Genomic DNA, 24,443 nt, shown 5'->3' on the forward strand with positions numbered 1-24,443 from the left:
ATGCCATGTCGCCTACCTGGAAGCTGGGCGCCACGCTGGCCTACGCCTGGGGCCAGAACCGCAGCGACGGCCGGGCGCTGCCGCAGATCCCGCCGCTGGAAGCCAAGCTCACCGCCGCTTATGACGACGGCACGTGGTCGGCGGGCGCCTTGTGGCGCCTCGTCGCGCCGCAGAAGCGCTATGCGCTGAACGAAGGCAACGTCGTGGGCAAGGATTTCGGTCCCAGCGCCGGTTTTGGCGTTTTTTCCCTCAATGCCGGTTACGTCGTGAACAAGCAGGTACGGCTGTCGCTGGGCGTGGACAACGTGTTCGACAAGACCTACAGCGAGCACCTGAACCTGGCGGGGAACGCCGGATTTGGCTATCCGGCGGGGACGGCGGTCAACGAACCCGGCCGCAGCGTCTGGGCCCGGGTCAGCGTCCGATACTGACCGAAACGGGGTTGGGCACGCTACTTGCTGAAAGGAGGGTGAGGGTCATTCCTTGTCTTATGGAGAAGCATCATGGAAGAGTTCAAGTACACGCCCACCTTGTCCACCCCCCAGCCGATGACAAATGGCGAACGTTGCGCGTTGCGAACGCTTGCTGCCGCGCAGCAACTGTTGCACCCGGAGCGTCCGCCGGCCGTTCTGATGTCTACGGTCGAGGCTGAATTGGCCAAATATGTAAAAGATACCTACCGGCCGCGTACGGCGTGGTGAGGCGAGAGGGCGGGCGCCGCGGAATGACGGCGCCTGTCACTCGATCGGCGCCCGCATCACCAGCGCCGAGATGGTGTGGTTCTTCCAGAACATCTGATGGATCCGGGGCAGCAGGGCCTGCAGCTCCGGTTCCGTCACGCCGTCAAATGTGACCAGCACCGCCGGACGATCGCCTTCACTGGGCACGCGCTGCACGCCGTCCGGGGCGGGAAAGCCGTACTTCATCAGGAAAGCCCGGATGTCTTCGTCGCTGGTGGTGTCTTCGACCTGATTGATGAGCAGCGCTGCCATGACGGAGCCTCCGGAGGTCAAAATTTCTCGGGCACATACCGGAATGGATGTTCCGGCTGCGTGTAACCCTTGGCCTTCTGCCGTTTGGGCAGGGTGATTTTTTCCCTGGCGCCGACGGTGTAGGGAATGTGTTCGAGCAGGTGGGTGATGATGTTCAGTCGGATACGCTTCTTGTCGTCGGAGCGTCCCACGTACCAGGGCGAGATCGCCGTATCCGACGCCCGGAACATCTCGTCCCGGGCACGGGAGTAGTCGTACCAGCGGCTGTACGAATCCAGGTCCATCTTCGTCAGCTTCCAGGTCTTGCGCGCATCGTTGATGCGCGACTGCAGACGGCGCGTCTGTTCCGCTTCGGTGACTTCCAGCCAGTATTTGAAGAGCAGGATGCCGGAGTCGATCATCACGCGTTCCACCAGCGGCGCGGCTTTCAAAAAGGCGTCGACCTGCGCCTGGCTGCAAAACCCCATTACGCGCTCAACGCCCGCCCGGTTGTACCAGCTGCGGTCGAAGATCACGACTTCGCCCGCGGCAGGCAGGTGCGGCAGGTAACGCTGCATGTACATCTGGGATTTTTCGCGCTCCGTGGGCGCGGGCAGGGCCACCACGCGAAACACGCGGGGACTGACGCGCTCGGTCAGCGCCTTGATGGTGCCGCCCTTGCCGGCGCCGTCGCGCCCCTCGAACACGATGCAGACCTTGGCGCCCGTTTCGATGACCCATTGCTGCAGCTTGACCAGTTCGACATGCAACTGGGCCAGTTCCTTCTCGTACTGCTTATTGGAAAGCCTGGCCTCGTCGGCGGCCTCGGAGGTGTCCTTTTGCTTTTTCTTGTCGCCCATCGTCGCGCTCCGGAAGTATTCCTGCCACGAATGAACGGCGCCTGTCGGCGCCACCTGTGATCTGAATATATTGCCGATTCAAGGCAGTTTGGGACCGCGTTACCAATGGAATTATGGTGCCGCAGCCGGCCAGGCTATTGGGCGGTGGGAAGCCGTCGCGCGATTCGGGAACGCTATTTGCTGTCCAGGTCCATGGCCACGTTTCCGCTGGCCCCAGTAAACCGGAGGTGACGAAAATGGAACCAGTTCATTCCGTTGGGCAGGCATCGTCCCAGGACAACGCCGTAGAGGCGACCTCGACGCCGGACGATCTGCCGGTGCGGCCTGGTGGAGGCCCGGAGGACACGGGCGGCGCGCCGCCGGTCAAGCCGTCTGACGCCAGCGACAACACGCAGGGCAACGAAGTCAGCAATGAGGACATGGAGCCGTCGGACGCCTCCGAATCCAATCCCGATCCCGCCGACTCGCAGCGCTCGTCCTGACCACCAAATGACCCCCGAGGAGATCCGATCATGATCGTAAAGACCGCAATGCTGGGCGTGGCCGTCATGCTGGGCGCCACTGGTGTCGTTTCCACAAGCTGGGCGCAGGGCGCGCCGCAGTCCGTGACCGAGGTCCGTGTCGATGTCGCCAAGGTCGAGGCCGGCTACCGCGCCTCGAAGATCATCGGAGCGACCGTCTACAACGGCAAGAAGGAAAAGATCGGCACCGTGGATGACCTGATCCTCGGCCCGCCCGATTGGGCGCCGTATGCGGTGTTGTCGGTGGGCGGGCTGCTTGGCGTCGGCAATCATCTTGTGACGGTGCCGCTGTCGAAGATGCAGGTCGCCGGCGACCAGTTCCAGCTGCCGGACGCCACCAAGGATACGCTGAAGGCGCTGCCCGAATTCAAGTACGCCAAGTGAACTGGCGCGGGGCAGCCCGCTCCGCACCGCATGCCTGATCCACGCCCGCAGGAGGCCACATGCAGATCGAACCCGTCGACGAACCCCGCCGTTACGAATCGCGCTCGCGTTCATTGGTTGCGCAGATCAAGAACATCGACGCCCGCAGGCCGGATTTTCCCGGCGAACACCTCATCGTGTTTGGCGTGGGCGTGCTGCTGATGCTGTCCGGCATGCGCAGCCGCACGCTGTTGCGGCGCACCCTGGTGACCGCCGCCGGGACCGCCTTGATCGGCCGCGCGGCAAGCGGGACGGGCGGCATTGCCCGCGTCGCCCGGATCGTCAAGCGCCTGGGCTGATCACTGCGCAGGGAGAGTGTCATGGCAGCAAGAACCATATGGAAAGGGGCGATTTCCTTCGGGCTGGTTCACATCCCCGTGGGCCTGCACACGGCCACGACGGAGTCCGGCGTGGACTTCGACTGGCTGGACAAGCGCTCGATGGACCCGGTCGGCTACAAGCGCATCAACAAGCGCACCGGCAAGGAGATCGACAAGGACAACATCGTGAAGGGCGTCGCGTACGAGGACGGCAAGTACGTCATCGTGTCGCCCGAGGAGATATCCGAGGCCTATCCCCGGACCACCCAGACCATCGAAATCCAGCAGTTCGTCGACGCCGGGGGCGTGTCTTTCGTCTATCTCGAGCGTCCTTACTACGTCGCGCCGATCAACAAGGGGCATAAGGTGTACGCCTTGCTGCGGGACACGCTCGTCAAGACCGGAAAGATCGGCATCGCCAAGGTCGTGATCCAGACCAAGCAGCATCTGGCGGCATTGATTCCGTCGGGCGATGCGCTGGTCCTGAACCTGATGCGCTGGGGCGACGAGGTCAAATCGGTGGAAGGGCTCGATCTGCCCAAGGCCGGCGCCAAGAACATGACGCCCAGCGCCAGCGAATTGAAGATGGCCAAGATGCTGGTCGATGACATGTCCGGTGAATGGGATCCCGAGCAGTACAAGGACGAATTCAAGGCCGCCGTGATGGAGCTGGTCGAGCAGAAGGCGCGCGCGGGCGAGACTGAGACCGTTATCGAGCCGCAGGAAGAATCGCCCGCCTATGCAGATAATGTCATTGATCTGACGGAGCTGCTGCAACGCAGCCTGAAGGGGGGCAAGGGCGGGTCGAAGGCGCCGGCCAGCAAGTCGGCAACCAAGTCGGCCAAGAGCGCAAGCAAGACGGCCAGCAAGTCCGCAACCAAGGCGGCAAGCAAGGCGGCAACCAAGGCGACGGCTAAAACCGTCAGCAAGGCGAGCGGTAAGACGAGCGACAAGGCCAGCGGCAAGACGGCGAGTAAAGCGCGCAAGGCGGCCTGACCATGGCTGACACGCTGAAGAAGTACCGCGAAAAGCGCAACTTCGAGGTCACGTCGGAGCCCGCCGAGGGTGGCGAGGCCAATGAGGATGCCCGCGCCTTCGTCATTCAGAAACACTGGGCAAGCCGGCTGCACTATGACTTTCGCCTGGAGCTGGACGGGGCCATGAAGAGCTGGGCGGTGCCCAAGGGGCCGTGCTACGACCCGGCCGTCAAGCGCATGGCGGTCCAGGTCGAGGATCATCCCATCGCCTACAACCAGTTCGAGGGGCAGATTCCCGAAGGCCAGTACGGTGCGGGCAAGGTCATCATCTGGGACGAAGGCAAGTGGATGCCTGTGGGCGATCCGCGCAAGGGCTATCGCGACGGTCATCTGAAATTCGACCTGCAAGGCGTCAAGATGCAGGGCCGGTGGGCGCTGATCCGTCTGAAGGGCAAGGAGTCCGAAAAGCAGCCGCCCTGGCTGCTCATCAAGGACCGCGACGATTTTGCGCGGCCCGAGCGGGAATTCAGCGTGGTGGATGAAATGCCGGATAGCGTGGTGCCGCTGCGCAAAACCGGAAAGGGCGCGGGGAAGGCCAAAGCGCGCCCCAAATCCAGTTCCCCGGCGGATGAGGCGGCTGAGGACCAATCCGAGAATCTGGCCGACAACGCCGTTGATACCTCCGTAGACGATCAGCCCGCCTTGCCCGGCGTGGCCGCCGACTTGCCCGCGCAGCTGAAACCCCAGCTCGCCACGCTGGTGGACGGCGTGCCGCAGCATGCGCCGGACTGGCTGTACGAGATGAAATTCGACGGCTACCGGCTCGTCGCCCGGATCGAAGGCGAGGATGTGCGGCTGTTCACCCGCAACGGCCACGACTGGAGCGCCAAGATGCCGCATCTGGTCGAAGCAATGCGCGCATTGCCCGCCAAATGGGCGTGGATCGACGGGGAGATCGTGATGCTCGACCGCGAAGGCATTCCGAACTTCCAGTCGCTGCAGAACGCCTTCGACAACGATCGGACGCAGGACATCGTGTTCTACGCCTTCGACCTGCCGTTCATCGGGATGCGGGACTTGCGCCAGGAACCGCTGGGCGTGCGGCGGGCGCTGCTGCAGCAACTGATGGACACCGCCGAAGACGACCAATTGCGATTCAGCGAGGCCCTTGAGGCCGCGCCCTCAGACTTGGTGGCAACCGCGTGCAGGATGGGGCTGGAGGGCATCATGGCCAAGCGCCTGTCTTCGCCCTACGTGTCCCGCCGCAGCGATACCTGGGTCAAGGTCAAGTGCGCCCGGCGCCAGGAGTTTGCCATCGTCGGGTACACGGCGCCCAAGGGCAGCCGCGCCGGATTGGGCGCGCTGCTGCTGGCGGTCACCGAGCAGGACGGGAGCTTGCGCTATGCCGGCAAGGTGGGCACGGGGTTCGACGACGCGAGTCTCGTGTCCCTGCAGAAGCGCCTGGCGGCCATCGAGACGGACAGGAAGCCGGTGACCAATGTGCCCGCGGCCGGCGGGGTGCGCTGGGTCAAACCGGAACTGATCGCCGAAGTGTCGTTCGGCGAATGGACAAGTGGCGGCCACATCCGTCATTCCGTGTTCCGGGGTTTGCGGGAGGACAAGCCAGTGAAAGCGATCTCCAGGGAGAAGGCGGTGCCGGTCGAGGACATTGACGCCGCCAAATCCACGCCCGCCAGCAAAACCGGCCGCGCCAAGGGCGGCAAGCTCACCAATCCGGATCGGGTCATCGACCCGTCCACCAAGCTCACCAAGCTGGATCTCGCGCGCTACTACGGGCTGATCGCGCCGCTGATGCTGGAGCATCTGAAGGGAAGGCCGGTGTCCTTCCTGCGTGCGCCCGCCGGCATCCAGGGTGAATTCTTCTTTCAGAAGCACCTCGAAGCCGCGATGCCCGGCGTGAAACCCTTGCCCGCGAAGCTCGATCCAGATCATCCGCCGCTGCTCGAAGTGCCGACGGCAGAGGCCATCATGTCCGCCGTGCAGATGAATGTCGTCGAATTCCACACCTGGAACGCCGTCAAGACGTCCATCGGCAAGCCGGATCGCATGATGTTCGACCTGGACCCGGGCGAGGGCGTGCAATGGCCCGCCATGCAGCAGGCCGCCAATCTGGTGCGCGTGCTGCTGCAGGAAATCGGCCTGCAAGCCTGGCTGAAGACCAGCGGCGGCAAGGGGCTGCACGTCGTCGTGCCGCTGCGCAAGCAATACGGCTGGGACACCGTGAAGCGGTTTTCGCAGGTGATCGTGCAGCATCTGGCGCGGACGCTGCCGCAATTGTTCGTGGCCAAGAGCGGCCCGAAGAACCGCGTCGGCAAGATCTTCGCAGATTACCTGCGCAATGGCTTCGGGGCGACGACGGTGTGTGCCTGGTCCGCGCGGGCTCGGCCTGGCCTGGGCATTTCGGTTCCGGTCGCGTGGGACGAATTGGACAAGCTGACTGGCGGTGCGCACTGGACGATTCAGAATGTTCATTCCCGGCTAGATGCGGGCAACACGCCTTGGGACGACTGCGCGCCGCAATCGCTGACGGCCGCCATGTCGGCGATGGAGTTCGAACCATGATGAGCACGCGTCCGCAGCCGTCCTGCCGGCCAATTGCTATTGCAAATCGTTGCACGCGCCCGCAAGGGCGTTGGCACAATGCTCGGATGAGGTCTTGCCTTGCGCCGCATGGATCTCCGAAGGAGGCTTCCTATGTCACCCCGCGTCTCCGCCTCAAGCGTGATGGACCACCCGGACGGGTATGGAATTGTCAGCCGCGTGCTGCACTGGCTCATGGCCGTGTTGCTGGCCTGGCAGTTCACCAGCGCGGCGTCGCGGCAATTTTTTCCGGACACTCCGATCGAAGATTTCTTCTGGGCCTCGCATACGTCGTTGGGCCTGTTGCTGCTGATTCTGGTGCTGGTGCGCGGCGCCTGGGCCATTGCCAACTGGGGCAAACGGCCCGACAGCGGCCTGCTGGCGGGCTTCGGCCATCTTGTCCTGTACCTGATGATGATCGCCATTCCCACGCTGGCGCTGTTGCGGGCCTATGGGCGGGGCAGGGGATATTCCGCCTTCGGCATCCAAATCTTCAGCCCCCGCGACCAGGAGATCGAAGACCTGGTGGAACTCGGCAACGCCTGGCACGGACTGCTGGGCTGGACGCTGCTGGCGCTGGCCGCCGGCCACATCACGATGGCCTTCCTGCACCGCAGGGCGGACGGACGGCGCGTATTGACCCACATGACGAAGGGATGACGGCCGGCGCGGCGGCTGTCAGTGGAGGGAATCATGCAGCGCGATGAGCTCTTGGCACTGATGATCTCAGTCTCCGCACCCGCACCCCGGCTGGATGAATGGGACCGGGTGCTCTCCCTTTACGCGGGATACCTGGAAGGCGTTGCGCCCAAGCTGTCCGAAAAGGAGCTGGGCAACTTAATTGGCGCCGGCGCCATGTTTTACCGCACGCTATGCCAGGCGGATTCCTATCGGCAGGAATCCGTGTGGGGGCGCCGCAAGAAGGACGGCTAGCGCCCCGGATGCAAACGTTTACATGGGCATGGGGCTTGCTGGCCTGCCGGCACGAAAACCATTGATTCGTGCCAGGAACTGGCCGGCCAGAAGGACAAACATGCTACGCAGACGGGTAAGACAGCCAACGACCAGTGCCGGCGATCCGCCGCTGGCGGACAGCGCGCCGGACACACAGCGGCCCGCGATCTGGGCAATTGGCGACGTACATGGCTGCTGCCAGTCGCTGGACGCCTTGCTGGCCAGTCCGGAGATCGCGGGCGATCCCACCTGCAGATTCTGGTTCGTCGGCGACCTGGTCAACCGCGGCCCAGCCAATGCCGAGACGTTGCGGCGGGTCATGTCGCTGGGCGATCGCGCCACGGTGGTGCTCGGCAACCACGATCTGCGCGCCCTGGGCCTCGCCGCGGGATGTCTGCGGCCGGACTCCCGGGATACCCTGCAGGATCTTTTCGATGCGCCCGATGCGGGCGTGCTGTTGGATTGGCTGCGCGCGCAGCCCCTGATCCACGTGCAGGACCGTCACATCCTGGCGCATGCGGGCCTGTATCCCGGCTGGGATGTACTCCAGGCCATGGCGCACGCGGGGGAGGTCGAGGCCATGCTTCGGGACAGCGACTGGCGTCGGCACATGCGAACGCTCTCGGGCGCGGCGCCGCTAGCCTGGAATGCCAAGCTGGATACGCAGCAACGCCTGCGCTTCATCGTCAGCGCGTTCACCCGCATGCGGCTGTGCACCCGCAACGCGGGGCTGGCGCCCGGCGCGAAGTCCACCCCTGGGCGCTGGCCTCGCGAAACCCTGCCTTGGTACGACCTGCCGCGGCGGGCGGGCGCCGACAAGACCATTGTGTTCGGACACTGGGCGACGCTGGGCCTGCTGGTGCGCACGGACGTCGTCTGCCTGGACACGGGCTGCGTCACGGGCGGTCCGCTGACCGCCTATCGGCTATCCGACCGCAAGCTGGTACAGGTGACGCGCGAGGCGCTGACGCAGGTTGCCTGACCGGAGCCGGTCACGCGAACAGCCGGTAGGCCACGCCCAGGCTGAAAAGCAGCACCGTGCCGATCGCGTAGAACGCCAGCGACAGCCAGGCGCTCAGCGGCACGCGCGCCGGCGCGTCAACGTCTGCGGACAGCCGGGCCGACTGCGCCGAGGGCAGGATTTCTTCGTTGGCGGCTTTGGGGCGGAGGCGCTGGCTGACCACGGTGTCCGAGTGGCAGGCCACGGGCGCAATGCCGAGGGAAACGAGGGGGGCGCCGGCGCGAGTCGGCGATAGAACGGGTTCCGGTGAGCTCATGGAAAGCCTCCGCAATCAAAGGGTTGGGTGACGAAAGGCGAAACGCCTACAGCAAGCAGCGTGCCCAATCCATGCCGTCAGCCGGACGTCAGCCTAGGGGCAGCCCCGGCATCAACCGGCCCGTCAGCCGGACGGTCCGCACCTCGCCCACTTCCCGTCTCCTGCCCAAACACTTACGATACGGCAGGCGCCGGGCGTTTCTCGCCGCGCTTGCCCGAATCGACTGACACGTGACGGCCGCATTTCAACCACGGAGCATTCATGAACGGTTACCCAGATACTCTTCTCCTGATCGACAACGAATGGCGCGAGGCCCGCGGCGGCGCGCGCATCGACGTCGTCAACCCCGCCACCGGCCAGAAGATCGGCCAAGTGGCCAGCGCCTCCCGCGAGGACCTGGACGCCGCGCTGGCGGCAGCGCAACGCGGCTTCGAGACGTGGCGCGACACCTCCGCCCACGAGCGTTGCGCGGTCATGCGCAAGGCAGCCGTCCTGCTGCGCGAGCGCGCGGAGGACGTGGCGCGCCTGTTGACGCAGGAGCAGGGCAAGCCGTTCGCCGAAGCGCGCGGCGAAGTGCTGGCCGGTGCGGACATCATCGACTGGTTCGCCAACGAGGCGCTGCGCGTCTACGGCCGTATCGTGCCGTCGCGCAATCCCTTGGCCCAGCAATTGGTCATCAAGGAACCGGTCGGTCCCGTCGCCGCCTTCACGCCGTGGAACTTCCCCGTCAACCAGATCGTTCGCAAGCTGGGCGCCGCGCTGGCGACGGGCTGCTCCTTCCTGGTGAAGGCGCCCGAAGAAACCCCGGCCTCGCCCGCCGCGCTGCTGAACTGCTTTGTCGACGCCGGCATCCCGAAGGGCGTGCTGGGCCTGGTGTTCGGTTCGCCGGCCGAGATTTCCAGCTACCTGATTCCGCACCCGATCATCCGCAAGGTCACCTTCACGGGTTCCACGCCGGTTGGCAAGGAATTGGCAGCCCTGGCCGGCCGCCACATGAAGCGCGTCACGATGGAACTGGGCGGTCACGCACCGGTGATCGTCGCTGAAGACGCCGACGTCGAACTGGCCGTCAAGGCCGCGGGCGGCGCGAAGTTCCGCAACGCCGGTCAGGTCTGCATTTCGCCGACCCGCTTCCTGGTGCACAAGAACGTCAAGGCCGCTTTCGAGCAGGCTTTCGTGGCCCATGCCGAAAAGCTGAAGCTGGGCGACGGCCTGACCGAAGGCACCACGCTTGGTCCGCTGGCCAACGACCGCCGCCTGGCCGCCATGGACAAGATCGTCAAGAATGCGGCCGAGAAGGGCGCGCGAGTGGCCACCGGTGGTCAGCGCGTGGGCACCGCGGGCAATTTCTTTGCCCCGACCATCCTGACCGACGTGCCGCTCGAGGCCGATATTTTCAACGAAGAGCCGTTTGGTCCCATCGCGGCGATCCGCAGCTTCGAAACCCTGGACGAAGCCATCCGCGAAGCCAATCGCCTGCCGTTCGGCCTGGCCGCTTATGGCTTCACCCGCTCGATCAAGACGGTGCACGAGCTGTCGCGCCGCCTTGAAGTGGGCATGCTCTGGGTCAACCAGCCCGCGACGCCTTCGGCTGAACTGCCGTTCGGCGGCGTGAAGGATTCCGGCTACGGTTCCGAGGGCGGTCCCGAAGCGCTCGAGGCGTACCTGGTCACCAAGGCCGTCTCGGTCGTGGGCGTCTAAGTCCGCGTCAGGCCTAGCCTGACTAGAAACAGGCCGTATCCGGAACACAACCGGTTACGGCCTTTTCATTTGTGCCGTTGATTCGTGTTTTGAGCCGGATTTCGTTTCGGCGGCCATCCTTTGGATGTCTCTCGCCGTTCTCCATTTGACAGGGTCGCTTACGCACCGTTGCCGGTCGCGCCCGCTGCCCACAGGTAAGGTCTCCCTGACCAAGTCGCACCGGAGATAGACGTTTCGATGTTTTCCATGCCGCCCCTCAAGACCCTTGCCCGGCACAAGTCCCACGCTGGCCCGGCCATGAACTGGCTGAAGGAACGCAAGCAGTTCGTCAAGGCGCTGCTGTCCAACCCGGCGGCGGTCGGCGCGGTGGCGCCTTCCAGCGCGGCGCTGGCCGCCGCCATCACGGAATCGATCCAGCCCCGCGCCGGTAAAGTCCTTGAGCTGGGCTGCGGGACGGGCGTGTTCACCCGGGAAATGCTGCGCAAGGGCATCGCGCCGTCCAGCCTGGTCCTGGTGGAGCAGGACTCCGAAATGAGTTCCAGCCTGCGCAACCAGTTTCCCGAGGCAGCCGTGCTGCAGGTGCAGGCGCAGGATCTGTCGCGCGACAGCCATCCGGAGCTGCACGGAATCGGCGCGGCCATCTGTGGTCTGCCGCTGCGGAACATGAGCGGCGCGCATCACCACAAGCTGCTGACTGCCGTGTTCGAGGCGATGCCGCCGGGCGGGTCGATGCACTTTTTCACCTATGGCGTGAAATGCCCGATCTCGGCGCGCGTGCTTGAGGACTGTGGTCTTTACGCGCGGCGGGTGCGCTTTGTGCCGATGAACCTGCCGCCGGCCTCGGTCTACAGCTTGAGCCGAATGCCCTGAGGGCAGGGCAGGCGCGCAGCGATGCAAGATCGGCTCGCGCGCCCGACGGCCCGTGGTGCGGGCTGCTACGCCAGGAAGGTCAGCATGCCGTTGCTCAGGTCGTACATCGACCCGACGATCTTAATCTTGCCTTCCTTTTCCAGCCCGGCAAGGATCGGGCTGTTCTTGCGGATGGCCTCCACGGTGTGCAGCACATTCGTGCGCGCCACGGCGTCCACGAACTGGCCATTCTTGCCGCTTCGGTCTCCTGTGTACTTCGTTGCCTCGACCGCCGGCTTGATGACGTCCAGGAGGCCGGTCAGATGGCCGAGCTGGACATTGTCGATCGCGCCGGCCACAGCGCCGCAGGCCGTGTGTCCCATTACCAGAATCACCTTGGCGCCCGCCGCCGCGCAGGCGAACTCCATGCTGCCCAGCAGATCGTTGTTGGAAATGTTGCCCGCGATGCGGCCGTTGAAGGTCTCGCCGATGCCCGTGTTCAGGATGATTTCGGCCGGCGCGCGCGAGTCGATGCAGCTCAGAATCACCGCCGCCGGAAACTGACCGAGGGCGCTGGAACGCTTCTGCGCAAGATAGTCATGCTTCTGAGGCTTGCCCGCGCGAAAGCGCGCATTGCCCCGCTTCATCATGTCAATCACCTGGTCCGGCGTCATCGCGTCGCGCTGCGCCTGCGTGAGCGATGCGGCCTGCGCGTCGCCAGGCGCAAACGCCACGCCGGCCATCGCTGCCGCTCCCGCGCCAACGCCGGCCTTCAACCAGCCCCGCCGCCCCAGGTCCAGAGGGTGCCCAGCCATGCAACAATCCTTGATCGCTTCCATGAGGTGTCCCCTATAAGCAGCCCACAACGATAGACCGCGGGACGCGGCTATTCGATGATGGGCCGGCCACACATGCCGTTTTTGCGGCGAGAGACATTCTGTTCCTGTTTGCGGCGGTGAACAATGGCCGGCGCGTGGCCCTGTTTTTCTTGTTTTCGTGCCGGATGAGTGGCATAGTTTTCCGCACGACGGGCCCCAAGGCGGCTTCGGGGCGGTTCGACAACGAATACGAAAGGTGCCCCATGCGATACCTGTACATCGTATTGATCGTGTTGCTCACGGCGATGGTTTTGTCGTTCAAGATCCAGAACTTCGAATCCGTCACCCTGACGCTCTGGACCTCCACCTTCACTTTGCCGGCGTCGGTTCTCGTCATCGGCGTCTACATCCTGGGCATGCTCACAGGCGGCTTTCTGCTCAGCCTGCTGCGTTCCGCCTTCCGTGGGGCCACCGGCCGTCCCGCCGGTCCCACCCCCTGAAAGATTCCCCAAGCGCCACCCGGCTAGCCGCCGTGCGTCCGCAGTCAGGGCGCGAACGCGTACTTAGGAGCAATCCCGATGAAAAGGCTATTCCTTGTCCTGTCCACGTGCGTGCTGGCCGGCTGCGCCGGCACGGTCGCGACGAAGAACGATCTGGCGAAGTACGGCACCCCGCCCAGCGACGACGACCTGTACCAGTACATGTCGTCGCTGCGCGACACCATGCCGCCGACCCGGTATGTCAGCTATCGCGACAAGGGGTATGCGGAATCCGTGAAGAAGACCACGGTGATAGCGGAAGATGGCAAACCGGTGTCCGCCTGGCAGTACGACTTTGAGGTCGCCGGCTACGACCAGCCTGGCCCCGACCAGCCGCAGTGGACCGCGCGGCGTGTCGTGTTCTTCAATGGCCGCGCGATAGGCGGCTTCGATGCGAATGGGAAGTTCATGCGCACCAGCGCCCAGCCACCGGCGGCGGTTGCGCCCGCGCCCGCAGCCCCGCCGGCGCAGCCGCGCTAGGCCCCGGCATCCCCCATTGCACCGTTCCGGAGAACCCATCATGCAAAAGCCTCAACAGGCCGCCCCGCGTCGCCCCCTGACCCTACTCGCCGCAGGCGGCATCCTTGGCCTTGCCGCCATCCTTGCCGGTTGCGCCAATCCGTCCGCTTCGTCGCGCGTCTACACCTTCGACCAGGCGCAGCGCGCGCAGACCGTCACGCTTGGCTATGTCATCGGCGTGCGGCCCGTCACCATCCAGGCCGCCCAGACCTCGGGCCTCGGCGTCATCGCCGGCGGCGCGCTGGGCGCGGTCACAGGCAGCGCCGTGGGCGGCGGCTCGGGACGCCGCATCACCACCGTCGGCGGTGCGGTCGGCGGCGCCATGGCTGGCAACGCCATCGAAAACGCCAGCGCGCGCCGGGCAGGGCTGGAGATCACCGTGCGCCTGGACTCGGGCGACGTGCGCGTCATCACGCAGGAAGCGGATGTGCCAATCTCCACGGGCCAGCGCGTCCAGATCGTGACGCAGGGCGGCGTCAGCCGCGTGGGCGGAATTTGACGCGGCGGTAAAGGCAGCGGGCGCCCGGCCTTAAGATTCGCTTCATCCTGTCGCGTATAGTCGGCGCATGCGTATCCTACTGGCCGAAGACGATGTATCCCTGGGCGAGTCGATCGAATCCTGGCTGGAGCTCGACGGCTACGTCGTCGACCGCGTGACGCGCGGCGATCTTGCCGAGACCGCGCTTGCCACGCACGACTATCACTGCGTCCTGATCGACCGCGGGCTGCCCGGCATGACGGGTGATGACCTGCTGCGGCGGTTGCGCGCGCGGCGCGACAACGTGCCGGCCATCATGATCACCGCGCGCGACGCGGTGCCCGACCGCATCGAAGGCCTGGACCTGGGTGCGGACGACTACCTCGTCAAGCCGTTCGACCTGGAAGAACTGTCGGCGCGCATCCGCGCCGCCTTGCGCCGCCGTGACGGCAACGCCACCCCTGCGCTGGAATACGGCGGCGTCTCGCTCGATGTGGCCGCCAAGCAGGTCCGTTACCAGGGCGCGCCGGTCGAGCTGACGGCGCGTGAGTTCGCCATCCTGCACGCGCTCATCCGCCATCCCGGCCACATCGTGTCCCGCGCGCAACTCGAAGAAGCCCTGTACGGCTGGGGCGACGAAGTCGAAAGCAACACGATCGAAGTGCACATCTACAACTTGCGGCGCAAGCTGGCGGCGGATCTCATCAAGACGGTGCGGCGCCAGGGCTACCGCCTGGCCGACTGACATGCGCTGGCGCAAGACGACTTCCAAAACCGCGTCGAACACCCCGCGCGGTTATTCGCTGCGGCGGCGGCTGATCGGCACCACCCTCGGCTCCAGCATCCTCGTCGGACTCGTCAGCACCCTCATCGTGTTGGCCATCGCGCGCAAGGAGGTCAACGACGCCTACGACGACTGGCTGGAAGAGGGCGCGCGGCTGGTCCTGGCGCTGGGCGAAGGCAGCATCGGCCGCGTGGCGGGCGAGCGGTCCCCGGCCGACGCGCAACCCGCGCTGCGGCTGGACTACCAGTTGGTGTCGCGCACGGGCGAGGTGCTGCTGCGGGGCGAAGACGCGCCCAAGCGCCCGTTCGTGGATCCCGAGCGCCGCGGCGACCGCTATTACGACGTGCGCGCCGACGGCGAGGACTGGCGCGTCTACGTCCGCCATCACGACACCCTGGGGTTTTCGGCGCAGGTCGGCCAAGAGATGGACGAGCGCACCGACCTCATCTGGGACATGCTCGAATCGCTGGCCTGGCCGTTGGTCGGGTTGTGGGTGCTGCTGGGGTTGATCAACTGGTTTCTGATCTGGCGGCTGCTCAAGCCGCTTGCGCGCATGACGCGCGGCATCGAGGCCAAGTCGCCGACGGACCTGTCGCCGGTGGCCGAGGAGAGCAGGGCGCATGAAGTCCAGTCGATCACGGCGGCGCTGAACCGGCTGCTGGGGCGCCTGGATCATGCGCTGGAAGCGGAGCGGCGCTTCACCGCGGATGCTGCGCACGAACTGCGCACGCCGCTCGCGGCGCTGGCGTCGCGGATCCAGGTGCTGCAACGCAGCCATCCGCCCGAACAGGCCCCGGCGCTGGCGGCCCAATTGCAACGCCTGCGCGCCGACATGATGCGCACGACCAGCCTGGTCGAGAATCTGCTGCAGCTGGCGCGGCTGGACCCGCAATCGGCCGATGCCATGCCGCGTGAGCGCGTTGATGTGCCGAGCCTGCTGCAGGATGCCGCCGAAGCCTGCGGGCCCACGGCGGCGGCGCAGGGCACGACGATATCGATTGCGGCGCGCGAAGCGGCACTGGTCGGCAACCGGGATGCGCTTTTTACCGCCTTGCGCAACCTGATCCATAACGCCGTGTCGTACGGCCGCCCGGGCGGGCGGGTGCAGGTCGCGGCCGACCGCGAGGGCCAATACGTTGCGCTCAGTGTGAAGGACGACGGGCCGGGCGTGGCGCCGGCCGATCTCGAGCGGCTGACGCAGCGTTTCTACCGGGTACTGGGCACCAACGTCCCAGGAAATGGCCTGGGGCTATCCATCGTCGCGCGCGTGACCGGAATGCACGGCGGAGAATTGCGGTTCGGGCCGGGGTTGGACGGACGGGGACTGGGCGTCACGCTGCTCGTGCCAGTCCAGATCAAGGCCTGACGACGACAAATCTGCATCCGCGCCCAACGCTAAGGTCTGCTTCATCTTCGGGGCGTCAAATGACGCCATGTTCAACAACGAAGCGCAATCCGCGCAAGGAGCCGCACCATGACCCAGTCCACTCGTCGTTCCACCTTCATCCGCACCTTCCTGGCCAGCGCCGTGCTGGCCGGCGCCACGGTAACGGGCGTGGCGCACGCCCAGGGCTACACGGGACCCAGCACCGGCAAACCGGCGGCCCAGGGCTACAGCGGCCCCAGCACGGTGGCCGTCACCACGGTCAAGGAATTGCTGGCCAACGGCCGCGATGACCAGAACGCCATCTTGCGTGGCCGCATCGTCTCGCACGACGGCGACGATCACTACACTTTCGACGACGGTACGGGCCAGATCCGCGTCGAAATCGACAACGACGACTTCCCCGCCGGCCAGAAGATCGACGACAAGACCCAGGTCGAACTGCGCGGCGAACTGGACCGCGATCGCAACAACGTCGAGTTCGATGTGGACAGCGTCCGCGTGATGTAAAGAGCGTGCGGCGGGCGCATACGGTATTCTGTCGGCCTCAAGTCGATACCCGTACCTGTTTGTCGTGAACCCCGTAACGCCCCCCGCCGCGGTCCAACTGCCCGAAGCCACCATCCGCGCCACCGTCCGGTTGCCCATCCGTCTTGCCGACGGCTCCGAGGCACAGGCGCTGGCGTACAGCTTTCACGGCCTGGCCGACGCCCGCGACCATCTCGCCCTCAAATTCGGGCAGCCCGGCCCGCAGCCGCTGGTCCGGCTGCATTCCGAATGCATGACCGGCGACGTCTTCGGTTCGCTGCGCTGCGACTGCGGCCCGCAATTGCACGAAGCGCTGCGCCTCATGAGCCAGGAGGGCGGCTACCTGCTGTATCTGCGGCAGGAAGGCCGCGGCATCGGCCTGTATTCCAAGATCGACGCGTATCGGTTGCAGGAATTGGGCTACGACACCTACACCGCCAATCTGGAACTCGGCCACGGGCTGGACGATCGCGACTACACGCCGGCGGCGCAAATGCTGCGGGCGCTGGGCGTCGATGATCTTGAACTGCTCACGAACAATCCCGACAAGCGTACGCAGTTGGAACGCATGGGCATCCGGGTCAGCGGCTGCCGCCTGACCGGTGTCTATCCGAACGAGCACAATAAGGGCTATCTGCTGGCCAAGGCGCTGCGCACACAGCACCGGATCGAACTCGGCCAGACCGAGGAATGACGGTGTCGCCGGCCGCCTAGCCGGCGGCTCGCCGCGCGCGTTCTGCGCGCGGTTCCCGAATCCAACTCCGCTCGCCAAGCGGAATTCTCGCTTCCTTGCAAAGCATTCATGCGCGCCCATCGGGCGCGTAACTATATGCAAATTGAATGTGATGTTATAACATTACGACGGTTTCGCCGGGGGGACGGAACACAACGCGCCAAATGCGCGCCAATCGGCCGCCCGGGGATACGCAGAAATTTCATCCCATTCGAGAAGTCAATGAAGAAGCATCACCACCCGGCGTCTCAAGACCGCCGGCAACGCCGAGGCGCGCGCGCCGCAATGGCCGCGATCACCCTGGGCACCGTCTGCGCCGCACAAGGCGCCGACGTGTCGCCGCCAAACCCGTCGTCCCCGCAACGCGTTGCCAACAGCCCCCAGCCGGTGGAACTGAACCCGGTGGTCGTCACTGCCACCCGGAACGAACAGCGCCGGGACGATGTCGCCTCGTCGATGGAAGTGGTGGACGGCGTCACGCTGGATGAGACGGTGGGCAATACGTTCCTGGACCGCCTGAAAAAGAACGCCAGCGTGGACGTGATCCAGTATCCGAATGGTTTGGCGGGTATCGGCTTGCGCGGCTTGCGGCCGAACTTCGAGTTCACCATCAATCCGCGCACATTGGTGTTGGTCGATGGCCGTCCGTCCGGGTCGACCAGTTTCACGACCTTGTCGCCCGAGAGCATCGAGCGCGTGGAAGTCCTGAAAGGCCCGGCGTCGTCGCTGTATGGCGCCTCGGCCATGGGCGGGGTGGTCAACATCATCACGCGCCGCTCCAGCGGGCCGATCGGCGGCTCGGTTAGCGTGGGCTACGGGTCGTTCGACACCCGGCAGACGGATCTGGCGTTAGGCGGCTCCATCGACGACCGCACCGACTTCGACCTGGCGCTCGGCTACGTGAACCAGCACGGCGATTTTCGAACCGGCGCCGGGGACAAGCGGCCGAACAGCGACTTCCGGCGCACCTCGGGCAAGGCCCGCATCGGCAGCGATCTGACCGACCGCGTGCGCATCGACGCAACGCTCGACTGGGCAGACCTCAATAACAACGCGCCGGGCCCGGTCAGTTTCGATCCGCCCAACGCGTCCGCCAACCAGACGGACCGGCTAGGCGGCGACGTGCGCCTGCAGGTCTCGCCGGACGACCACCTCATCACGGCGGTGGTGTATGCCTCGCGCGAAAACTACAACTACATCACGGTGCCGCCCGCTGCGTCGCGCTATCGCTCCAGCCGCACCGAATCGCGTTATGTCGGCATGCAGCTGCAGGATGTCTGGACGCTGACGCCGCGACACACCTTGACCTACGGCACCGACTGGCAGCGCGTGGAAGCCAATCGCTACAGCTACAACGCGAGCGGCGGCCGGCTTGCGCCCTACAGCCCGAATGAACGGCGCGACAGCAACGGCATCTTTGCGGAGTGGGGCAGCCGCTGGCTGGAGGACCGCCTGATCCTGACGCTGGGCGGACGCATGGACTGGATCGAATCGAGCACCCTGTCCACGCCGTACAAGACCACGTTCTCGCCGGGTTCGTCGCGCTTTACCAGTTTCAACCCGCGTGGCGGCGCCGTGTACAAGCTCAACGAATTCTGGCGCGTGCATGGGTCGGCCGGCACCGCGTTCGCGCCGCCGCAGGGCAGCGAACTGGCCGGCGAAAACGTCGAGTACGCGGGCAAGCAGCGGCGCGTCAGCATCGGCAACGCAAACCTCAAGCCCGAGCGCAACCGCAGCTGGGACCTGGGCCTCGGTTATGCCGACGACCGCGTCGACGCCGATCTGACCTATTTCGATTCCCGAATCCGCGATCGCATCCGCTCGGTGATCGTCAGCAATACCCCGCAGGAACGGATCAGCAGCTACGAAAACGCCAACGACTCGCGCATGCGTGGCATCGAAGCGCGGCTGGCGGTGGATGCCGGGCAGTGGTTCGGTCTGCCGGCCAATCGCGTCGGCCTGTCGGGCAGCTTCACGCGCCTGATCCAGGCCGAAGACTTCGACGCCAGCGGGCCGGTGCCCATCCGCAACGTCGCCAAGTGGAAGGCAAACATGTCGCTAACGGTCAGCAACGGCCGGGCATTGTCGGCCACCGTGACCGCGCGTCACGTCGGTACGCGTTATGACAACGACAACAGCCAGGGCAGCATCTACACCGGCGGGCGCGGCGGCGTGTTCGGCAACGAACCCTTCACCGTGGTCGACCTCACCGCGCGCTGGAACGTCACGCCCAAGGATTCGCTGCGCTTTGATGTGGCGAACGTGTTCGATCGCGACTATTACGAAAAGGCCGACTACGTGATGCCGGGCCGCGCCTATTACCTGCGCTACACGCGGATGCTGTAAGCCATGGAAATCAAGTCCCTGCTGGAAGGCATTGCGCAACTGCTGTTCCAACCCGTCATTGCCTTGCTCATCATCCTGGTGGCATGGACGCTCATCGCGCTGGGCATGTTCGCGCGCAGCGCGCTTCAACGGCTGCGCGGGCGGCGGCCGGCGGTGGCGCACTACACCGCGCGCATCGACGATGCGGCGCAGGCCGCCGCCGATCCGGTGGACATCCGGATCGAACAGGTGCTGGCCGACGCCGACCATGCCAGCCTCCGGTCGCTGAACGCAGTGCGCTTTGCCGTCCGGTGCGGGCCGTCGCTTGGGCTGATCGGCACGCTGATCCCGATGGCCGCCGCCCTCAGCGGGCTGGCGCAGGGCGACCTGCCCGCGCTGGCGAACCATATGGTGGTGGCGTTCTCGTCCACCATCGTGGGCATCGCCGTCGGGGTGGTGGCGCACGTCATCGTCATGGTGCGCGAAGGGTGGCAGCGGCAGGACCTGGACGCGATCCGGCTGCATGCCGAGCGGGTGCTGCGCCGCCATGAAGCGGCCGCTGACGGAGCCGCGTCGTGAAGCCGCGTATGCGGTTCGCGCGGCGGCACGGCGACAGCGCCGTCCATGACGATCCGCTGGCCGGCGTGGCCAACCTTTTCGACGCGAGCCTTGCGTTCATCGTCGCCATGGCGCTGGCGCTGTTCTCGGTGCTGGGGTCCACCGACCTGCTGAGCGACGACGCCAGCTGGACGCTCACGCGCACCACCGCCGATGGAACGCTTGAGGTGGTGAGCAAGGAGAAGCAGCAGATCAAGGTCGAACGCGTGACCGACCAGAAGCTGTCGGGGCAGGGCCATCGGCTGGGCACCGCCTACCGGCTTCCCGACGGCCAGGTCGTCTACGTTCCCGAACAAGGCGCGGACGCGCCCAGATAAGCCATGACATCCACGTTGAACAACTACCCAGCCTTGCAGCGATGCCTGGCCTTCGCACGGCTTGCCTTGATGGCCTGGCTGCTATCGTTGCCCGGCATGAAGACTGGGTTGGCGAACCCCGCCAACCCCGCCATCCCGGCCGCGCCGCCGCGGATCGCCGTGGTGTCGATCGAAATTGCCCAGCAGCCGACCACGCTGCGCGCGGCCGTGCAGCGTCTGGCCGGCAAGTTCCAGATCGATCTGTTCGGGCTCGGAACGGGACAGCTGCCGGGTATCGACGGCGTGGACCTCGGTGCGTATGACCTCGTCCTGGTCGAGGGCGTGGGGCCGAAGCTCGCCCAGTACCGCAGCCAGTTCGACGCGGCGGGCGCGCGCACGCGCGTGCTGGTGATCAACGGGTCGGAATGGCTGCGCGGCAACGTGGCGGCGGACAGCGCGCCGGACGCCATCGTCTACTGGCGCAACGCCACCGTTAGCAATTACGTCCGGCTCTTTGGCTATCTGGGGGTGCGCCTGCTGGGAATGCCGGGCGATGTTGAGCCCCCGGTCCGATACGCCGATCATGCCTATTACCACCCCGCGCATGCCCAAGCATTTGAATCGCGCGAGGACTACCTGGCATGGATGGGCCAGCGGCTGCCGGACGCGTCGGCCAGGCCGCGGGTCGGCATCCTGTTCTATCGCAGCCTTGCCCTGGGCGAGAACACCGGCGTGATCGATGCGCTCATCACGCAAGTCGAACGCCAGGGCGGAATGCCCGTGCCGATCTGGCGCAGCGACAGCCGCGACTCCCTGCAATCGTTCATGGGAAAGGACGGGCGGGCGGCCGTCGATGTGCTGATCCTGTGCGCCAGCCAGATCGATTACCGCGATCATCGCGCCGGCGTGGAGCAGGCAAGGGCGCTGGGCGTTACGGTGCTGGGCTGCACCACCGATTACACGCGCACCCCGGACGAGTGGCGGCGTGACATCGGCGGGTTCGCCCCGGATCGCAGCGGTCAGTTGGCGTTGTCCGAAGTCAGCGGCATCGTCGAGCCCATGATGGTCGGCGCGCGCGTCGTGCAGCCCGACGGCGCGGTGCGCCATATGCCGATCCTCGAACAGGTCGAATGGCGCGTGGCCCGGGCGCTGGCCTGGGCCCGGCTGCATCGCATGGCCAACCACGACAAGCGGATCGTCGTCGCCTTCCACAGTGAAGCCGCGGACCAAGCCGACGTCGGCAGCGATCCGGATACGTATCTGGATGCGCAGGCCAGTCTGGCTGCGTTGCTCAAGCGGCTGCGTAACGAAGGCTACGACGTGGGCGATGCCGAACTGCCCGACGCCGCCCAACTTGCCCGAATGATGGCGCGCGACGCGTCCAACATCGATGGCGGCCTGTGGGATCCGACCCAGCCGGCGCGCGATCCTGCGCAGACACAGGCGGCACAACAAGAAATGGCGCGGCGCGTACGCGATGGCAACGCGGTGCTGCTGCCCGAAGCCGATTACCTGCGCGCCTATGCACGCCTGCCGCAGGCGTTGCGCACGCAGACCGAAGCCCAGTGGGGCCCGCCGCCCGGCCGGCTCATGGTGCATACCGGTCCCGACAGAAAACGCGCGATCGTGCTGCCCATCCTGCGATTCGGCAAGGTCGCGCTGATGCCGCATCCGGTGTGGGGTTACCTGCAGGATGCCGGGGCGCTGCGTTCGACCGGCGCGCTGGCGCCGCACCATCAATACATCGCGTTCTATCTTTGGATGCAGCAGGCTTGGCACGCCGACGCCTATCTGCCGATCTTCACGCAACTGTCGCTGATGCCCGGCAAACAGCAAGGACCCAGCCGCGACGACTGGGTGGGCGCGCTGATCGGCAACGTGCCGCACATCCAGCCCACGCCCCTGCAGGCCAACGGCGGCGTGGGCAACAAACGCCGCACGCAGGCCGTGACGATCGGCTTCATGCCGCCCATCGGACGTCTCCCGCCCGCGCCGCAAGTGCAGGCGCTGCGACAGGCGATTGAGGCGGCCAGTGCGGCCGCGCCTGCCACGCAGGACGCGGTGCGCACGGCGGCGCAGCCGTTTGCCGCGGCGCTCGATCTGGACCCGCAGACGGCCGAATGGCCAGCGCTCGCGGCGGCCCTGCAGGCCTACCTGCAGGAACTGGACAGCGCGGTCACGCCAATTGGCGGCCACGTGCTGGGACAGGCGCCTGGGCCGGACACGGTGGCGAGCATGGTGCAGGCGATGCTGGCGGGCGACTCGGCCGACGCGCCTGCGATCGACGCCGTGCGCGCCGTGCTGGACGGGGAGCCGTCCGCGCTGCCTGCGGAAACCACCACCCGGATTCAAACGTACGCCGAGCGCATCCTGGCTGCGCCGCGGGAAATGGACGCCGTGATCGGCGCGCTGGCCGGCCGCTATGTCTCGCCGGGACCGATGGCGGACGCTATCCGCAACCCGGACGCGCTGCCGCCAGGCCGCAATCCCTACACGTCGGAAACCCGCCGCCTGCCGACCAAGCAGGCCTGGGAGCAGGGGGCGAAGCTGGCCGACGAACTGGTCGCCAACTACCAGCGCGAGCATGGCGGCGTGCCGGGCAAGGTCGCCTTCGTGCTGTGGTCGGGCGAATCCGCCCAGAACGAAGGGATGATCGAAGCGCAGATCATGCGGCTGCTCGGCACCCGGCCCGTCTGGAATCCGCGGGGAGAAGTGGTCGATGTGGCGCTGGAAGACCGCGCGGCGTTGGGGCGGGCGCGCGTCGACGTGCTGGTCACCACGTCCGGCACCTACCGCGATCATTTCCGCGACAAGATCGCCATGCTTGCCAAGGCCGCGCGGCTGGCGGCGTCGGCGCCCGAGGCCGACAACCCGGTGCGCCAAAGCGAGCAGAATACGCGCCGCATCCTGATCGCGGCGGGCGTCGCGCCGGCTGAAGCCGCCACCCGCGCCGGGCGGCGCATCTACTCGACCGCGCCCGGCGCCTATTCGCCATCGACCCAATTTGCCATTCAGGCGGGCGCCGAATGGACCGACGAACGGTTGACCCGCCTGTATACGGACCGGCTCGGCCATGCCTACGGGGAAACCGACTCGGGCGCTGCCGACGCCGAGGCTTTCGCCGCCCAGCTCTCGGGCGTGGATGCCGCAGTCTTCAGCCGCAGCTCGAACGCCTATGGCCTGCTGGATACCAGCATGCCGGCTGCCTATCTGGGCGGAATCGGCATGGCGGTGCGCCAGCAGACCGGACGCCAGATCAGCAACTACGTGGCCGATACGCGGAACATGCGGCGGGGCGAAGTACGGATGGAATCGCTGTCGCGAACGTTCAATCGGGAGCTCGCCACGCGTTACTTCAATCCCGCGTGGATCCAGGCCATGCAGGGCAGCGGCTACAACGGCGCCCGCTACATGGCCGAGCTGCCGGCCAATCTGCTGCTGTGGGACACGACCACACCCGACCTCGTCAGCGACGCGGACTGGGCGCATGTCAAGGAGGTGTATGTCGACGACAAGCATGACCTGGGCCTGAAGACGTACTTCGAGACCAGCAACCCGGCGGCTCGGGAAAAACTCATCGAGACGCTGCTGGCGGCCATCGACCGCGGCGCATGGAAGGCCGACGCGCAGCAGCGCAACGAATTGGCCGCGGCGCTGGCGGACAGCCGGCAAGCCGCGCAAAACGCATGCGCCGCCGCGGACTGCGGCGCATCGCCGGGGACGCAACAGGCGCCGACGCGCGCGCCGGGTGGCCAGACCGCGAACCAGGCGGCGAACCAGACCGCGAACCAGACGGGCAACGAGACCGCCAATCAGGCGACCGGGAACACCGTCGTCGAAGGCTATGCGCTGCAAGCGCGCCAGGCCGCCGACGCGCCGGATCCCGCCGCTTCTCATCACTGGCCGCTGGCCCTGGCCGCCTTGATCGCCGTCTTCGTGGGCCTGCTCATGCGTCCAAGATGGTGAT

General features: G+C 66.1%; 27 protein-coding genes. 23 read left to right on the forward strand and 4 right to left on the reverse strand.

All coding sequences use genetic code 11. The features are described from left to right. A partial coding sequence (locus tag RT697_RS04115; RefSeq protein WP_313697107.1) for a TonB-dependent receptor domain-containing protein occupies nucleotides 1-431 on the forward strand: 431 nt, incomplete at its 5' end. A 72-nt stretch (nucleotides 432-503) separates the two neighbouring features. Further along, nucleotides 504-701 (forward strand): hypothetical protein, encoded by a 198-nt coding sequence (locus RT697_RS04120; protein WP_313697108.1) that lies wholly within the window; start codon nucleotides 504-506, stop codon nucleotides 699-701. Between the two features lie 36 nt (nucleotides 702-737). On the opposite strand, the gene RT697_RS04125 is transcribed toward RT697_RS04120, so the two are convergent. Next, a complete protein-coding gene (locus RT697_RS04125) occupies nucleotides 738-992 on the reverse strand; it encodes an RNA-binding protein (RefSeq protein WP_313697109.1) in 255 nt (84 codons plus the stop codon). A gap of 17 nt (nucleotides 993-1,009) precedes the next feature. After that, nucleotides 1,010-1,831 carry a polyphosphate kinase 2 gene (ppk2, locus tag RT697_RS04130; RefSeq protein ID WP_313697110.1) on the reverse strand — a complete coding sequence of 274 codons (822 nt, stop codon included), beginning with the start codon at nucleotides 1,829-1,831 and terminating at the stop codon, nucleotides 1,010-1,012. A gap of 236 nt (nucleotides 1,832-2,067) precedes the next feature. Here ppk2 and RT697_RS04135 point away from each other — a divergent pair, with 236 nt between their 5' ends. The 8 genes from RT697_RS04135 to RT697_RS04170 all read left to right on the forward strand — a co-directional run bounded on the left by RT697_RS04135 (nucleotide 2,068) and on the right by RT697_RS04170 (nucleotide 8,609). Further along, entirely contained in the window at nucleotides 2,068-2,313 is a 246-nt protein-coding gene (locus RT697_RS04135; RefSeq protein ID WP_313697111.1) for a hypothetical protein, read from the forward strand. A 30-nt stretch (nucleotides 2,314-2,343) separates the two neighbouring features. After that, complete coding sequence (locus tag RT697_RS04140; protein ID WP_312438454.1) at nucleotides 2,344-2,736, forward strand: PRC-barrel domain-containing protein; 393 nt, start codon at nucleotides 2,344-2,346, stop codon at nucleotides 2,734-2,736. Between the two features lie 59 nt (nucleotides 2,737-2,795). Continuing rightward, nucleotides 2,796-3,074 carry a hypothetical protein gene (locus RT697_RS04145; RefSeq protein ID WP_313697112.1) on the forward strand — a complete coding sequence of 93 codons (279 nt, stop codon included), beginning with the start codon at nucleotides 2,796-2,798 and terminating at the stop codon, nucleotides 3,072-3,074. Between the two features lie 21 nt (nucleotides 3,075-3,095). Beyond that, nucleotides 3,096-4,091: a Ku protein gene (locus RT697_RS04150; RefSeq protein WP_313697113.1), complete on the forward strand. Its 996-nt coding sequence runs from the start codon at nucleotides 3,096-3,098 to the stop codon at nucleotides 4,089-4,091. A 2-nt stretch (nucleotides 4,092-4,093) separates the two neighbouring features. Further along, the gene (gene ligD, locus RT697_RS04155) at nucleotides 4,094-6,655 is read left to right on the forward strand and encodes a DNA ligase D (RefSeq protein ID WP_313697114.1); all 2,562 of its coding nucleotides are present in this window, start codon (nucleotides 4,094-4,096) and stop codon (nucleotides 6,653-6,655) included. A 132-nt stretch (nucleotides 6,656-6,787) separates the two neighbouring features. Continuing rightward, the gene (locus RT697_RS04160) at nucleotides 6,788-7,333 is read left to right on the forward strand and encodes a cytochrome b (protein WP_313697115.1); all 546 of its coding nucleotides are present in this window, start codon (nucleotides 6,788-6,790) and stop codon (nucleotides 7,331-7,333) included. Nucleotides 7,334-7,366: 33 nt separating this feature from the next. Continuing rightward, nucleotides 7,367-7,606, forward strand: coding sequence for a DNA-3-methyladenine glycosylase (locus RT697_RS04165; protein WP_313697116.1), 240 nt, complete (start codon nucleotides 7,367-7,369; stop codon nucleotides 7,604-7,606). 100 nt (nucleotides 7,607-7,706) lie between these two features. Next, nucleotides 7,707-8,609 (forward strand): symmetrical bis(5'-nucleosyl)-tetraphosphatase, encoded by a 903-nt coding sequence (locus RT697_RS04170; RefSeq protein WP_313697117.1) that lies wholly within the window; start codon nucleotides 7,707-7,709, stop codon nucleotides 8,607-8,609. A gap of 10 nt (nucleotides 8,610-8,619) precedes the next feature. Here RT697_RS04170 and RT697_RS04175 read toward each other — a convergent pair whose 3' ends face one another. Then, on the reverse strand, nucleotides 8,620-8,904 hold the full coding sequence (locus tag RT697_RS04175) for a hypothetical protein (protein ID WP_313697118.1): 285 nt from the start codon (nucleotides 8,902-8,904) through the stop codon (nucleotides 8,620-8,622). Between the two features lie 261 nt (nucleotides 8,905-9,165). On the opposite strand from RT697_RS04175, the gene RT697_RS04180 reads away from it, so the two are divergent. Both RT697_RS04180 and RT697_RS04185 read left to right on the forward strand, forming a co-directional pair. Further along, nucleotides 9,166-10,605 (forward strand): NAD-dependent succinate-semialdehyde dehydrogenase, encoded by a 1,440-nt coding sequence (locus RT697_RS04180; protein ID WP_313697119.1) that lies wholly within the window; start codon nucleotides 9,166-9,168, stop codon nucleotides 10,603-10,605. A gap of 246 nt (nucleotides 10,606-10,851) precedes the next feature. Beyond that, entirely contained in the window at nucleotides 10,852-11,475 is a 624-nt protein-coding gene (locus RT697_RS04185) for a class I SAM-dependent methyltransferase (protein WP_313697120.1), read from the forward strand. 65 nt (nucleotides 11,476-11,540) lie between these two features. Here the strand turns inward: RT697_RS04185 and RT697_RS04190 are convergent, their stop codons facing one another. Further along, nucleotides 11,541-12,269 (reverse strand): carbonic anhydrase family protein, encoded by a 729-nt coding sequence (locus RT697_RS04190; protein ID WP_313697121.1) that lies wholly within the window; start codon nucleotides 12,267-12,269, stop codon nucleotides 11,541-11,543. Nucleotides 12,270-12,535: 266 nt separating this feature from the next. Here RT697_RS04190 and RT697_RS04195 point away from each other — a divergent pair, with 266 nt between their 5' ends. From RT697_RS04195 to RT697_RS04245, 11 genes are all read left to right on the forward strand, one after another. After that, on the forward strand, nucleotides 12,536-12,772 hold the full coding sequence (locus RT697_RS04195; RefSeq protein WP_175121496.1) for a lipopolysaccharide assembly protein LapA domain-containing protein: 237 nt from the start codon (nucleotides 12,536-12,538) through the stop codon (nucleotides 12,770-12,772). A gap of 78 nt (nucleotides 12,773-12,850) precedes the next feature. Then, nucleotides 12,851-13,291 carry a hypothetical protein gene (locus RT697_RS04200; RefSeq protein WP_313697122.1) on the forward strand — a complete coding sequence of 147 codons (441 nt, stop codon included), beginning with the start codon at nucleotides 12,851-12,853 and terminating at the stop codon, nucleotides 13,289-13,291. Nucleotides 13,292-13,331: 40 nt separating this feature from the next. Next, nucleotides 13,332-13,829 (forward strand): glycine zipper 2TM domain-containing protein, encoded by a 498-nt coding sequence (locus RT697_RS04205; RefSeq protein WP_313697123.1) that lies wholly within the window; start codon nucleotides 13,332-13,334, stop codon nucleotides 13,827-13,829. Nucleotides 13,830-13,896: 67 nt separating this feature from the next. After that, nucleotides 13,897-14,553, forward strand: a complete 657-nt coding sequence (locus RT697_RS04210; RefSeq protein ID WP_313697124.1) for a response regulator transcription factor — start codon at nucleotides 13,897-13,899, stop codon at nucleotides 14,551-14,553. Nucleotide 14,554: 1 nt separating this feature from the next. After that, entirely contained in the window at nucleotides 14,555-15,958 is a 1,404-nt protein-coding gene (locus RT697_RS04215) for an ATP-binding protein (RefSeq protein WP_313697125.1), read from the forward strand. Between the two features lie 108 nt (nucleotides 15,959-16,066). After that, nucleotides 16,067-16,486: a NirD/YgiW/YdeI family stress tolerance protein gene (locus tag RT697_RS04220; RefSeq protein WP_313697126.1), complete on the forward strand. Its 420-nt coding sequence runs from the start codon at nucleotides 16,067-16,069 to the stop codon at nucleotides 16,484-16,486. A gap of 130 nt (nucleotides 16,487-16,616) precedes the next feature. Then, nucleotides 16,617-17,198, forward strand: a complete 582-nt coding sequence (ribA, locus tag RT697_RS04225; RefSeq protein ID WP_313697194.1) for a GTP cyclohydrolase II RibA — start codon at nucleotides 16,617-16,619, stop codon at nucleotides 17,196-17,198. Between the two features lie 324 nt (nucleotides 17,199-17,522). Continuing rightward, the gene (locus RT697_RS04230; protein ID WP_313697127.1) at nucleotides 17,523-19,583 is read left to right on the forward strand and encodes a TonB-dependent receptor domain-containing protein; all 2,061 of its coding nucleotides are present in this window, start codon (nucleotides 17,523-17,525) and stop codon (nucleotides 19,581-19,583) included. 3 nt (nucleotides 19,584-19,586) lie between these two features. Further along, nucleotides 19,587-20,141 carry a MotA/TolQ/ExbB proton channel family protein gene (locus RT697_RS04235; RefSeq protein ID WP_313697128.1) on the forward strand — a complete coding sequence of 185 codons (555 nt, stop codon included), beginning with the start codon at nucleotides 19,587-19,589 and terminating at the stop codon, nucleotides 20,139-20,141. After that, nucleotides 20,138-20,497 carry a DUF2149 domain-containing protein gene (locus RT697_RS04240; RefSeq protein ID WP_313697129.1) on the forward strand — a complete coding sequence of 120 codons (360 nt, stop codon included), beginning with the start codon at nucleotides 20,138-20,140 and terminating at the stop codon, nucleotides 20,495-20,497. The genes RT697_RS04235 and RT697_RS04240 overlap by 4 nt, the downstream gene beginning before the upstream one ends. A gap of 3 nt (nucleotides 20,498-20,500) precedes the next feature. Further along, the gene (locus RT697_RS04245; protein ID WP_313697130.1) at nucleotides 20,501-24,442 is read left to right on the forward strand and encodes a cobaltochelatase subunit CobN; all 3,942 of its coding nucleotides are present in this window, start codon (nucleotides 20,501-20,503) and stop codon (nucleotides 24,440-24,442) included. Nucleotide 24,443: the final 1 nt, after the last annotated feature.

This window comes from Achromobacter sp., assembly GCF_032113835.1.
GTDB lineage: Bacteria > Pseudomonadota > Gammaproteobacteria > Burkholderiales > Burkholderiaceae_B > Achromobacter.

Coding starts and splice junctions, on each gene's coding strand:
- RT697_RS04120 (WP_313697108.1), top strand. CDS start 504: ATGGAAGAGTTCAAGTACACGCCCACCTTGTCCACCCCCCAGCCGATG.
- RT697_RS04125 (WP_313697109.1), bottom strand. CDS start 992: ATGGCAGCGCTGCTCATCAATCAGGTCGAAGACACCACCAGCGACGAA.
- ppk2 (WP_313697110.1), bottom strand. CDS start 1,831: ATGGGCGACAAGAAAAAGCAAAAGGACACCTCCGAGGCCGCCGACGAG.
- RT697_RS04135 (WP_313697111.1), top strand. CDS start 2,068: ATGGAACCAGTTCATTCCGTTGGGCAGGCATCGTCCCAGGACAACGCC.
- RT697_RS04140 (WP_312438454.1), top strand. CDS start 2,344: ATGATCGTAAAGACCGCAATGCTGGGCGTGGCCGTCATGCTGGGCGCC.
- RT697_RS04145 (WP_313697112.1), top strand. CDS start 2,796: ATGCAGATCGAACCCGTCGACGAACCCCGCCGTTACGAATCGCGCTCG.
- RT697_RS04150 (WP_313697113.1), top strand. CDS start 3,096: ATGGCAGCAAGAACCATATGGAAAGGGGCGATTTCCTTCGGGCTGGTT.
- ligD (WP_313697114.1), top strand. CDS start 4,094: ATGGCTGACACGCTGAAGAAGTACCGCGAAAAGCGCAACTTCGAGGTC.
- RT697_RS04160 (WP_313697115.1), top strand. CDS start 6,788: ATGTCACCCCGCGTCTCCGCCTCAAGCGTGATGGACCACCCGGACGGG.
- RT697_RS04165 (WP_313697116.1), top strand. CDS start 7,367: ATGCAGCGCGATGAGCTCTTGGCACTGATGATCTCAGTCTCCGCACCC.
- RT697_RS04170 (WP_313697117.1), top strand. CDS start 7,707: ATGCTACGCAGACGGGTAAGACAGCCAACGACCAGTGCCGGCGATCCG.
- RT697_RS04175 (WP_313697118.1), bottom strand. CDS start 8,904: ATGAGCTCACCGGAACCCGTTCTATCGCCGACTCGCGCCGGCGCCCCC.
- RT697_RS04180 (WP_313697119.1), top strand. CDS start 9,166: ATGAACGGTTACCCAGATACTCTTCTCCTGATCGACAACGAATGGCGC.
- RT697_RS04185 (WP_313697120.1), top strand. CDS start 10,852: ATGCCGCCCCTCAAGACCCTTGCCCGGCACAAGTCCCACGCTGGCCCG.
- RT697_RS04190 (WP_313697121.1), bottom strand. CDS start 12,269: ATGGCTGGGCACCCTCTGGACCTGGGGCGGCGGGGCTGGTTGAAGGCC.
- RT697_RS04195 (WP_175121496.1), top strand. CDS start 12,536: ATGCGATACCTGTACATCGTATTGATCGTGTTGCTCACGGCGATGGTT.
- RT697_RS04200 (WP_313697122.1), top strand. CDS start 12,851: ATGAAAAGGCTATTCCTTGTCCTGTCCACGTGCGTGCTGGCCGGCTGC.
- RT697_RS04205 (WP_313697123.1), top strand. CDS start 13,332: ATGCAAAAGCCTCAACAGGCCGCCCCGCGTCGCCCCCTGACCCTACTC.
- RT697_RS04210 (WP_313697124.1), top strand. CDS start 13,897: ATGCGTATCCTACTGGCCGAAGACGATGTATCCCTGGGCGAGTCGATC.
- RT697_RS04215 (WP_313697125.1), top strand. CDS start 14,555: ATGCGCTGGCGCAAGACGACTTCCAAAACCGCGTCGAACACCCCGCGC.
- RT697_RS04220 (WP_313697126.1), top strand. CDS start 16,067: ATGACCCAGTCCACTCGTCGTTCCACCTTCATCCGCACCTTCCTGGCC.
- RT697_RS04230 (WP_313697127.1), top strand. CDS start 17,523: ATGGCCGCGATCACCCTGGGCACCGTCTGCGCCGCACAAGGCGCCGAC.
- RT697_RS04235 (WP_313697128.1), top strand. CDS start 19,587: ATGGAAATCAAGTCCCTGCTGGAAGGCATTGCGCAACTGCTGTTCCAA.
- RT697_RS04245 (WP_313697130.1), top strand. CDS start 20,501: ATGACATCCACGTTGAACAACTACCCAGCCTTGCAGCGATGCCTGGCC.